This is a genomic window from Ruegeria discodermiae (assembly GCF_030758345.1).
In the GTDB taxonomy this organism is placed as follows: Bacteria; Pseudomonadota; Alphaproteobacteria; order Rhodobacterales; family Rhodobacteraceae; genus Ruegeria_C.
This window is the reverse complement of record NZ_JAVAMO010000004.1, coordinates 356,375-366,936: the sequence shown is the minus strand read 5'-3', so window position 1 is coordinate 366,936 and position 10,562 is coordinate 356,375. Positions and strand designations below refer to the sequence as shown.

The following is a 10,562-nucleotide window of genomic DNA, read 5'->3' as shown; positions in this document are numbered from 1 at the left end:
TCGCTCTAGCGAATGATCAAACGGAAAGGGCGCCCGTCGGGGCGCCCTTTTTCTTTCCACCACAGTGTATTAATGACGCAAGCTGTAAGGTTTGTACGACCAGCCGGGAAGGGCTAAGAGGTTACCCGACAGGGCAACGGGGCATCACATATGGAATATTGGTTGATCGCCGGCCTCGCGGCGCTTCTGTTGGGGCTCTCCAAAGGGGGCGTGCCGATGATCGCCCTGCTTTCGGTGCCGCTCATGTCCCTGTTTATGGATCCGGCGCGGGCTGCTGGGCTGCTGTTGCCGCTCTATATCGTTGCCGATTGTTATGCCGTTTATCTGTTTCGCAGGGCTTTCTCGGCCCGAAACCTCAAGATCCTCCTTCCCGGAGCCATGTGCGGTGTTCTGATCGGCTTTTTTGCGGTGTCTTTCGTGCCCGGCGATGCGGTCAAGCTGCTGGTTGCCGGGATCGGCATTGCATACCTGATCAATGCGCTTCGCGGTCGTTTCGCCAAACAAGAACCGCCCGCGCGTCCCGCCGATCTGCCGCGCGGTATTTTCTGGGGCACATTGGCCGGGCTGACCAGCTACATCTCTCATGCCGGTGGCCCGCCGTTTCAAGCCTATGTCCTGCCTCAGCGGTTGGACAAAATGGTGTATCTCGGGACGGTGACGATCTTTTTCACAATTGTGAATCTGCTCAAGCTCCCACCCTACATCCTTGCGGAACAGGTCACTTTGAACAGCGCCTCGCAGGCGATCTGGCTGGCCCCGCTGGCACTGGCAGGCGCATGGAGCGGGGCCGCCATATCCCGCGCCTTGCCCGAGCGCCTGTTCTTCCTCCTGGTCGAGATCGCGCTGGCGCTTGTGTCGCTCAAGTTGCTCTACGAGGTGGTCTTCGACTGAAATCGCGCGCGGCGGCGCCGATGCCCGACAGGCTTCAGGCTTCCGGCACCCAAGGCGTGCGTCCGACCATCCGGTCGGCCTCCGCCGTAATATCGTTCATGTGCTGCTCAAGGCTCTGTCGCAGCGTCTCGATCTCCCCCTCGCTGGCCTTGCGCGGCACCGTCTCTTTCCATTCCCGGCATAGCAGCACGCCCTCGTTGCGCCAGGGGCGGGGCAGCAGCAGTCGGTCCCAGGTGCCCGCCTCTGATGCATGGCGGCTGGAATAGGTGATACCGAAGACCCGCTTGCCCGAACTGCGCGCCCAGATCAGCGGCACGGTCGAGGACACCCGTTCCGGCCCACGCGGACCGTCAGCGGCGATGCCGATGGAAATCCCTTCTTTCATCTTGCCCAGCACCGCACGTGATAGCGCCACATGGCGGGTGCGGCTGGACATGGCAATCGTGTCCATACCGAACAGTTTCTGCACCCGGCCAACCATGCTGCCCGCGCGCGCAGCCGAGGTGATCGAGCATATGCGTCCCCTTTCCAGCGGGAAGAAATAAGGCGATTGGGCTAGCCTTTGGTGCCAGAGAACCACAATCACCGGCTCCTTCTGGTCCACCAGCGCATCCAGATCCTCGTACCCTACGCGCTGCCAGGTGGAGTGCTTGCGCACCAGCCGGATATACCAGGCGATCCGGCGCGCGGCCCAGTTCAGGACCGTTTCGCTATCGGCGATCTTTTTGCGCAGGCTCACGTTTGCTTCCCCTGAAAAACCGGTCTCCGTCTTACCCGATCATCGCAGCGGTGCAATCCGTTTTCTTGACCGGCCCAGACGGAGGGTCAGAAAATATGCGGCAAGCAGTCGAAACCCCCTTGAGTCCGGCGCGCCGCTGGCCTATTCCAAGCGCGGCCTTAGGGGTATAGCTCAGTTGGTAGAGCGACGGTCTCCAAAACCGTAGGTCGCGGGTTCGAACCCTGCTGCCCCTGCCAATAAAATCAATATCTTAAGCGCAAACCACAGATTGTCCGCAACTGATTTTGTGCGGTTTTTTTGTGCGTTTTGCAGAAAAAGAGCGTGAATCGGGGCTACCGATCCCTCTTTGGGTGCGTCGGAACGCTGGTCACCGCACTAGGGTGGCTGGGGACGTAGCGCCAATGTCGGAAGTGCGGGACAAATCTGCCGTCAAAATTTTCCGGCAGAAAGACCGCTTTGTGCACTTTGCGACGGAGGCGAAAAACACGGCAGGCGGAAACAGCCATTCGCTGCAGCTACGCTAAAGTCTCGGGTCACTTCTTAAAGCTGACCTTGGAGTAGTCGTAGGCAGGAGGGGCTCCCAAGGATGCCCCTCTGTTCAAGTCAGTTGTCGCTACGGTTTCAGTTGTTCGCTTATTGCCGCAATACCTGCTTCGGCGCAGATGTCGTCGAATTCCATGCCATTTGTGTCCTCTCCGGGAGACCCAGCAATTCCGATGCCACCGATGACGGCGCCTTCGTAAACAATCGGGATGCCCCCCGAAAGTGTAATCAGGCCGATTTCATTGAAGACAGCACCCAACGTAGGCTCATGCTCGTTTTCGGCCTCAATCACCGAGGTCGCTTCGCGGCGTGACGCAGCCGTGATTGCCTTACGGCTGCTGGTGTGAATGGTATGCGGGAATGCGCCTTCGCGCATCAGTTGGACGCGGGGTTGGGCACGTTGGTCCACAATCGTGACCGTTGTAGCAAACCCCATATCTGCGCAGGTTTGAGACGCAACCGTGGCGGCGGTCTGCGCCCATTCGAGAGGGATGCTCATTTCCACGTGAGGGCCGGCGTACGCGGCGCTGGTCAGCACCGCATAAGAAACGCAAAGTGTCTTGGTTAACACATTCATTTTGATATCCTTTTTTGGGTGGGTTGGCAGGATTTCTGTTGTACTGAGCAGAATACTGGCCGCTGTTGACCAGATTCACGCGGAGCCTGGTGAAGTCACCTTGGGTTCGGGCAAAGCCTTCTTCGAGGCGAACCAGTACTCAGAGGTATCGGCACCTCAACCGTCCGCATCTGCGTCGTCGGTCTCGCCTGGATCATCGCCGGGGTCGTCATCTGTCCATGAGGAGAGAATTTCGCCAGTTGCAGGATCGAGGTGGAATTCGACTTCGTCACCGACTTCGTTGATGACTTCGATGTCGATCACAACGTCACCATTGGAGCGTTCCAAAGCGATCTCTGCGATCGTTCCGGGTTGTTCCTCAAGCGCTATTGAGATGGCTTCATTAAACGTTAACGGTGACGCCAGAGGCGGTTGATCTGCAGCCGATTGGGCACTGCCCATAGTGCAAAGAAGGCTCAGCGTACCTGCACTGGCCGCCAAAATAGCTACGTTCTTCATGCGCGATTTCCCTTCTCATCTGTAAAGCGGTGCTTTCCGCTTGCATCACTAACTAACGGGCGCATTCTCTCCACGACTTTGCTTGAATATGACAGATTGGTTAGGTCTGCGATTTTGGGCGTCGCGGTTGGCTTTATTGGGCTTTCCGTGTCAAATCCTGCGGATTTTGGGCAAGCCGAGAAGTGCGCGAGCGGACCAAATATTGATTGAACCGGTGAGGGATCGCGGTTTTAACCGACCGTGAACTGCCCCATCATCCCGCAATCTTCGTGTTCCAGAATGTGGCAGTGATACATGTACGGTGCGTCACTGGTTGCGGGATGGTCGAACCGGACCAGCACCTCGGACCACTCGTTTTCGACATGCACCATGTCCTTCCAACCCTGTGCGTAGGCGGGTGGTTCCGCACCATTCTGCGTGAGGATGCGGAAAGAACATCCGTGAATGTGGAAGGGATGCAGTTGGTCGTCCGAGGCGATCCGCCAGATCTCGGTGTCACCTTGGCGGACATGTTCATCAATGCGATCCATCTTCATGGGTCGGCCGTTGATCCCCATGCCGCCATCGCCACATACGTTGCCCCAAAGGGTGGCAAGAGTCGCCAATTCCTCACTCCCGCCCATGTTCAGCTGAAAGGATCTGGTGACCGTTGCTTCGGTAGAGTCTGCCGAGGAAAGATTGGCCAGCCTATCTGGCAGCGACCCTGTGAACCCTGCTTCGGCCCGCCGGTTCAGAGTTAAGGCAGGTATGGCATTGCCACCGCCGCCGAACATCGAGCCCAGGATTCCCACAAACCCCTCGTCCTCACCAAAACTCACCATCAGTGCATTGGCGTCCGCGGTTCTCGTATCGATCAGAACTTCATAGCGCTCGCCCGGCGACATTAGGATGTTTTCGGTTTGGACCGACGAGGCCAAAAAACCGCCATCCGATGCGATCACAGTCATCGGCCCGGTTTGCAATGACAAGGTCAGAAACCGCGCATTGCAGGCGTTCAGAATGCGTAGGCGAACCAATCCCTGTGGCACTGTCTGAGCCACCGGCGCGACTGCTCCGTTCACCACAAGAGTGTCGCCCGTGAAGCCCTCTTCAAATACTTCGCCGGTCAGGACATAGTCCATCTGGCTAGAGCAGTTGAACATCTTGTCCTGCAAGATCAGCATAAAGTCATCCACGCCATATGTGCTGGGAAGATCGGCAGACAGGCTAGCGTCATCCTCGATCAATAAAACACCTGCCAAACCTGTATAAGTCTGCCTCGCCGTTTTGCCATGCATGTGGGAATGAAACCAATTCATAGAGGCTCGCTGCGTGACCGGCACGTCCGGCGACCAAACCTCGCCGGGTTTGATTTCCTGATGCGGGCCGCCATCCACCTCGCCGGGTATGTGCAACCCATGCCAATGCAAGGTCGTCACCTCGCCTATACCGTTTGTGACATCGAAGGGCAGCGTCTGTCCTTGCTTCGCACGAACCACCGGGCCGAGATAGGAGTGATTGATACCAAACGTGGCACTGGCCGCACCTGTTCCAAAGTCATGAGTGGCGGCCTGCAGGTTCAATTTGATCCGTCTGTCGCCCCCCGCTGTCACATCAGTGATTGGGATGATCGGCAATGGACGTGTTGCGGCTTGCGCCCATGTCGCGCCTGACAGTGGCAACAAAGCAGCAGAACTCGCCGCCGTTAGAAAATCGCGTCTGTTCAAGTGTTTCTCCGTATTGCTCCAAGGATCGGCCTTGGCCCCCGTCAGCGCATGGAGGAAAGAGGTAAGCCTGCCTGCGCCGCTGGTGCCACAAACAGCATCGCGGTTACCCGCAAGATGTCGGGAACAATACAGATTGGTAATGTTGGCCTTAGACCGGATCCGGATCGAATGCGGAGGAGGAGTGTTAGTCGACTTTTAGTCCGCGGAACGTAATGCCTACAGTCAGGCCTGGTTCGTTGTCACTCAGCGAAACCTCCGCTTCATGCAGTGTTGCAATGGCGCTTACCATCGCAAGACCTAAACCGTGACCCGCGCTGCTTCGGCTTTTGTCGCCTCGGTAAAAACGCCTGAACACGCGTTCGCAGTCCTCGATGGGAATACCAGGGCCATTATCCGAGACGGTTAGTGTCGCATGTCCATCGCTTGCATCGACGGTGACATCTATTGTTGTGCCCTCCGGGCAGTGACGCAGGGCGTTTTCGATCAAGTTCGACGCCAGCTGCAGTAACAAGGCTCGGTCCCCGAGCACCATTGCCGTCGATGGTGAACGTGTCAGGCGCAGTGTCTGGCTCTGGTTTTCTGCCGATGGCTCAAACGCTTCGAACACCGTTTCGGCAACCGTATCGAGATCCACCTTCTCAAATCTGGCACGTTGATCTCCGGCTTCGACTTGTGCGATCCGGAGCAATGCGTTGAAAGTCGTGATAATATCTTCAACTTCGACCAGAGACGCTCCGGCTTCGGATGGGTCAGGCTGTGTTTGGCTCTGCAATCGTTCCAACCGTTGACGCAAGCGCTGCAAAGGCGTGCGCAGATCATGGGCGATATCACTGGAAATCTGCTGTTGCGTTTCCAGCAGTGTTTCCAGCCGACCGAGGGTCGCGTTGACGCTTTCCGATACCCGGCTCAAATCATCGCTGGCACCGTCAGAGGTCGGAATACGCGCCTGCAAGTCACCAGTTGAAACGCGGTCCAGCGTATTCGAGATATCGACGATGCGCTTTTCGGTTATTTTGCCGACCCAGACACCGGCCAGCAAGCCAGCGGCGATCGCCATTACAGAGCCGATGACGAGTGCGACCGCCAAAGCCTCGACCACCTCACTGCCCACATGATCGCCGGTCCCCTGAATGAACTGGAACGGGCCTATCCGAGTTTGGGCGAGCCAGTAGCCGTTGACTTCGTCTTCATGATCTCCGTCGATTTCAATGTCATTGACCGGGATGAACTGCACATCGTCACCGGTCACCGCAGCCGGGTCCATTTCCAATATGTTTCCGGAGACAGTTCGATCGTTCTGGTCAAGCAGCAGGAATATCCGAGAATTCTCAAAGTTCACCGTTTGCAGCGCTTTGACATGCTCGGTCAAGCGGTCCGCCCCGTGATTGGCATAGACGCCCGTTAAGGTCTCTGCATCGGCGCGCATCCGATCGAATGTGCGATCCCGGATTTCATATATCGAGAGGCGATAAGCCCCCAAAAACATCAGCGCGACCAGCACCGAATAAAGCAAAGCAAACTGCAGGGACAGCTTCGTCGAAGTGCTGCGAAAGCCGGACCAGGGTATTTTCATGTCAGGCGTGCAGGCTGTAGCCGAAGCCACGAACCGTATGGATCAGATCTTTGACGAACGGTTTGTCAATCTTCTGGCGCAAGCGGCTGATATGGGTTTCGACCACGTTGGTCTTCGGGTCGAAGTGAAAATCCCAGACCGCCTCGAGCAACATCGTGCGTGTCACGACGCGACCTTCGTTGCGCATCAGGTGAACCAACAGCCGATATTCGCGAGGTTGTACTGGAATCTCTTGTCCCGCGCGCGTGACTGTATGTGCGATGAGATTCACCTCAAGATCGGCGACTTTTATCATGGTTGGCTCAGATTGCATTGGCGGGCGCCGCGTCAACGCCATCAGCCGTGCGGATAACTCCGAGAACGCAAATGGTTTGACAAGGTAATCATCCGCACCGGCTTCCAATCCATCAATACGGTCATGCAGGCCGTTCATGGCGCTCAGGAAAATGATCGGTGTTTTGACGTCAGCGCTGCGAATGGACTTAACCAGAGCCAGACCGTCGAGTTTGGGAAGCATTCGGTCAACAATCATCACATCAAAGTCGCTATCCAATGCCTGCAGGAAGGCTTGTTTGCCGTCAGACGCGACTTCGTAGGTGTGCCCCAACGCATTCAAGCTGGAGCTGATATACTCTGACGTCTCGGCATCATCTTCGACAATGAGTATGCGCATTGCTTGGGCCCGCGGATTGGTTTCGACCACTCTATTGGATTTCCACCCCCGCCTTCCACCACATTACCAAATTGTATAGTTGCGCCCATGATCTGAGGATTCCTTGAACCTTAGTCGGTCCCTGTACTCACAGGATGGACCCATGGTTACAATCGACCCCAGCTTTCAGGCGCACAACACCCAGCCTGCGCCCTTTCACACATTCAGGCTCACTGCGTCTCAACGAAGCGTGTTGTTCACTTGTTTGGCCGGCTTTCTAATCATCCGCGTTTTGCTGGTCTTCTGGCTTCCGATCACGGACACGACCGAGGCCAGATACGCCGAGATCGCCCGTAAGATGGTGGAGACCGGGAACTGGATCACGCCTCAATTCGACTATGGCGTGCCGTTCTGGGCGAAGCCGCCATTGCATACTTGGGCGACGGCGCTTGGGATGAAAGTTTTCGGGGTCGGGCATTTCGGCGCGCGTGTTCCGATCCTGCTGCTGAGCATGGCGTCCTTGGCTGTGACCTATTCACTGATGCGGTATCGGGCTGGGGCCGATCAGGCCCTGATAGCAGTAACCATCCTCACGTCTTCGCTTTTGTTTTTCGGCGCGTCTGCCTTTGTGATGACGGATATGGCGCTTGTTCTGGGCACCACGCTTTGTATGACAGGATTTTTTGTCTGCGTGACTGCACCCGACCGCGCCGGCTGTGGATACCTGTTTTTCTTCGGTCTGGCCGTCGGTCTGCTGGCAAAGGGGCCGGTTGCCCTTGTTCTGACTGGCATCCCGATCTTCCTGTGGCTGCTGATTGGCAACCGTTGGCCCGTTCTGAAACACTTGCCGTGGCGCATTGGTCTGTTGCTGACGATTGTCCTGTCTCTGCCATGGTATCTGGCCGCCGAGGCCGCGACGCCGGGATATCTGCGCTATTTCCTGATCGGAGAACATATTGAGCGCTTTCTTGTCTCGGGTTGGCAGGGCGATCTTTATGGCAATGGACATGCCGAACCCAAAGGGATGATCTGGGTCTTCGCGTTGGGGGCGTTCTTGCCTTGGAGCTTATTCGTAGCCGCGCTTCTACTTCGGCCAAAACAAACGTCGCGACAGTTTCGAGAGGATGACAGGGGCTGGTACAGCTACCTTTTGCTTTGGTGTCTGTCACCGTTGATCCTGTTCACGCCGGCGGCCAACATTCTGCCCGCTTATGTGCTTCCGGCGTTACCGGCTGCTGCGTTGCTGTTGGTTTCGCTTTGGACGAAAGACGGGGCGCGGAAAGTGGGAGCTATACGCCCCGCCTTTATAGGCGCACTGGTCGGCAACGGTGTCATCTATCTTTGCCTTTCGCTTGTTGTTCTTGCAATTCCGGAGCGCTTGAACTTGCGATCAGAAAAAGACCTGATCGAACAGGCCGTTGCAATAGCACCTAAGATGCGCGTGACCTATTGGGGCAGCCGCAGCTATTCCGCTGAATTCTATTCCGCAGGAGCCGTGCGCACGACAGAAGACCCGGTCGTTATCGAGCGCATGCTGTTCAACGCATATCTGGATGCTTTGGCCGTGGAGCCTTATGACTTACCCAAGATCAAGCATCTGATCGAAAGCCGGTTTCAAAACCTTGGTCGCATCGGTCGCCGGCATTTGTTCGTCGAGTTTCCCCATGCGGGGGGGCGAACATGAAGCAGGAACATATTACGGCACCCTATCGCTTGGCCGAAAATCTCAATTTGTGGAAAACACCGATACCGACTCTTTCCATCGTTATCCCCGCACATAACGAAGAAGGAAGTATCGACGCAGCAATTAGCAGGGTTCACGCCGAAGTAACATGCTTGGTCGAAAGCCATGAGATCATCATTGTCGATGACGGCAGCACAGATTCCACTCTGTCACGCGCCAAGGCTTTGGCCGTTGATTATCCGCTGCGTGTTCTACGTTTGTCGCGCAACTTCGGCAAGGAACAGGCCATTATGGCGGGCCTGAAGGCAAGCCGCGCAAAATCTGTTGTGATCCTGGATGCCGACCTGCAAGAACCCTTGTCCTGTTTGAATGACATGTGGAAGGCTTATGAAGACGGCTATGAAATGGTCTATACGAGCCGCGCCCATCGCGCGGATGAGCCCAGGTCCAAACGGCTTTTCACGCAGCTTTTCTACAAACTGTTGAATCTTGGCTCCGACGTAACCATCCCACCGGACTCGCGGGACTTCCGTTTGATGAGCCGGCGGGTTGTCGATGCGCTTTGCGACATGCCGGAAAGCAACCGTTTCATGAAAGGTCTGTATGGCTGGGTGGGATTTCGTAGCAAAGAAATCAGGATCGAGCTTGAGCCTCGCATGCATGGTACGTCGAAGTTCCGATTGATCGGATTGATGAAGCTCGCACTCACCGGTCTCACGTCTTTCACAACCTGGCCGCTCAGAATGTGGACCCTCATTGGATTTGCTATTGCGGCAATGTCCATCGTTTACGGTGCTTGGATCGCAGCCCGTACCCTTGTGTTCGGTATTGATGTCCCGGGATGGTCCACACTTGCTGCCGCGATATTCCTTCTCGGAGGCGTGCAGCTGGTTTCGGTCGGCATTCTTGGTGAATACGTTGCAAGGGTCTTCGGAGAAGTGAAAGGCCGACCCGGTTTTATCGTTGCGGAAGATTTTGGCCCCAATCTGGACGGATCGCCATGATAGCTCAAGCCTGTCGGTTTGGAGCGGTTGGGGTCTTAGCCACACTGGTGCATGTAGTGCTCGGTCTCTTTCTGTTCCGCTGTAGCATCACACTTCATGTTGCAAATGCACTGGCGTTCTGCGGCGCCTTTTTGTTTGGATTCACAACCCATTACTTCTTCACCTTTGCAGATAAGTCTGCCTCAATCCTAGTAGCACTGTCGCGATATTTTGCAGTGGCGATAACAGGTTACGCGCTAAATGGCGGGATACTGATCGCCGCAGATTGGACCGGGAAGATTTCAGCCGAATCCGCTCTCGTTTTGGCTGTTGCTCTTGCAGCTATACTGTCCTTCTTCGTTAGCCGAAATTGGGCATTTTGATAGTGGAACAACAGTTCCCTTTTCGAGCGAGATAGGGTTGCAGATTGATTTGTGCGACTGCCGAGACGCTGCTGACAACCAATTTGGTTTAGCAAGAATGGAAGCGACGTCATTTTGGAGCATTAATTTGACGTCCGCCTTCTAAACGCTGCAATGCAGCATTGAAAGAATGGGCGAGCGCAAGCTTCGGTCCGCCTTGAAAGCGGCCAACGTCGGCTTTCTGCGTGTTGCTGTCATTGGGACATCGCGCAGCATTGGTCGAAGTTGGGCTCCAAGCGGTTGTTCGCGTACAGGCACCACCCGGTCACCACAGACGGGCAGCCGGTAAGCGCG

10 protein-coding genes and 1 tRNA gene are annotated in these 10,562 nt (G+C 56.1%); 5 read left to right on the top strand and 6 right to left on the bottom strand.

The annotated features are described in order from the left end of the window. Nucleotides 1-150 precede the first annotated feature (150 nt). The gene (locus tag Q5Y75_RS12950; protein ID WP_306197951.1) at nt 151-891 is read left to right on the top strand and encodes a sulfite exporter TauE/SafE family protein; all 741 of its coding nucleotides are present in this window, start codon (nt 151-153) and stop codon (nt 889-891) included. 34 nt (nt 892-925) lie between these two features. Here the strand turns inward: Q5Y75_RS12950 and Q5Y75_RS12945 are convergent, their stop codons facing one another. Next, nucleotides 926-1,630 (bottom strand): lysophospholipid acyltransferase family protein, encoded by a 705-nt coding sequence (locus tag Q5Y75_RS12945; RefSeq protein ID WP_306197949.1) that lies wholly within the window; start codon nt 1,628-1,630, stop codon nt 926-928. A 160-nt stretch (nt 1,631-1,790) separates the two neighbouring features. On the opposite strand from Q5Y75_RS12945, the gene Q5Y75_RS12940 reads away from it, so the two are divergent. Next, nucleotides 1,791-1,866, top strand: a tRNA-Trp gene (locus Q5Y75_RS12940). 377 nt (nt 1,867-2,243) lie between these two features. Here the strand turns inward: Q5Y75_RS12940 and Q5Y75_RS12935 are convergent. The 5 genes from Q5Y75_RS12935 to Q5Y75_RS12915 all read right to left on the bottom strand — a co-directional run bounded on the left by Q5Y75_RS12935 (nt 2,244) and on the right by Q5Y75_RS12915 (nt 7,200). Further along, nucleotides 2,244-2,750 carry a GlcG/HbpS family heme-binding protein gene (locus Q5Y75_RS12935; protein WP_306197947.1) on the bottom strand — a complete coding sequence of 169 codons (507 nt, stop codon included), beginning with the start codon at nt 2,748-2,750 and terminating at the stop codon, nt 2,244-2,246. A gap of 156 nt (nt 2,751-2,906) precedes the next feature. Next, nucleotides 2,907-3,248: a PepSY domain-containing protein gene (locus tag Q5Y75_RS12930; protein WP_306197945.1), complete on the bottom strand. Its 342-nt coding sequence runs from the start codon at nt 3,246-3,248 to the stop codon at nt 2,907-2,909. Between the two features lie 230 nt (nt 3,249-3,478). Beyond that, nucleotides 3,479-4,954, bottom strand: a complete 1,476-nt coding sequence (locus Q5Y75_RS12925; protein WP_306197942.1) for a multicopper oxidase domain-containing protein — start codon at nt 4,952-4,954, stop codon at nt 3,479-3,481. 184 nt (nt 4,955-5,138) lie between these two features. Next, entirely contained in the window at nt 5,139-6,527 is a 1,389-nt protein-coding gene (locus Q5Y75_RS12920) for a sensor histidine kinase (protein WP_306197939.1), read from the bottom strand. Nucleotide 6,528: 1 nt separating this feature from the next. Further along, nucleotides 6,529-7,200, bottom strand: coding sequence for a response regulator transcription factor (locus Q5Y75_RS12915; protein WP_306197937.1), 672 nt, complete (start codon nt 7,198-7,200; stop codon nt 6,529-6,531). A 142-nt stretch (nt 7,201-7,342) separates the two neighbouring features. On the opposite strand from Q5Y75_RS12915, the gene Q5Y75_RS12910 reads away from it, so the two are divergent. Genes Q5Y75_RS12910 through Q5Y75_RS12900 form a run of 3 tightly spaced genes read left to right on the top strand, consistent with a single transcriptional unit; the run spans nt 7,343 to nt 10,229 of the window. Beyond that, entirely contained in the window at nt 7,343-8,863 is a 1,521-nt protein-coding gene (locus Q5Y75_RS12910) for an ArnT family glycosyltransferase (protein WP_306197935.1), read from the top strand. Next, the gene (locus Q5Y75_RS12905) at nt 8,860-9,867 is read left to right on the top strand and encodes a glycosyltransferase family 2 protein (protein WP_306197933.1); all 1,008 of its coding nucleotides are present in this window, start codon (nt 8,860-8,862) and stop codon (nt 9,865-9,867) included. The genes Q5Y75_RS12910 and Q5Y75_RS12905 overlap by 4 nt, the downstream gene beginning before the upstream one ends. Next, nucleotides 9,864-10,229, top strand: a complete 366-nt coding sequence (locus Q5Y75_RS12900; protein WP_306197930.1) for a GtrA family protein — start codon at nt 9,864-9,866, stop codon at nt 10,227-10,229. The genes Q5Y75_RS12905 and Q5Y75_RS12900 overlap by 4 nt, the downstream gene beginning before the upstream one ends. The last annotated feature ends 333 nt before the right edge of the window (nt 10,230-10,562 follow it).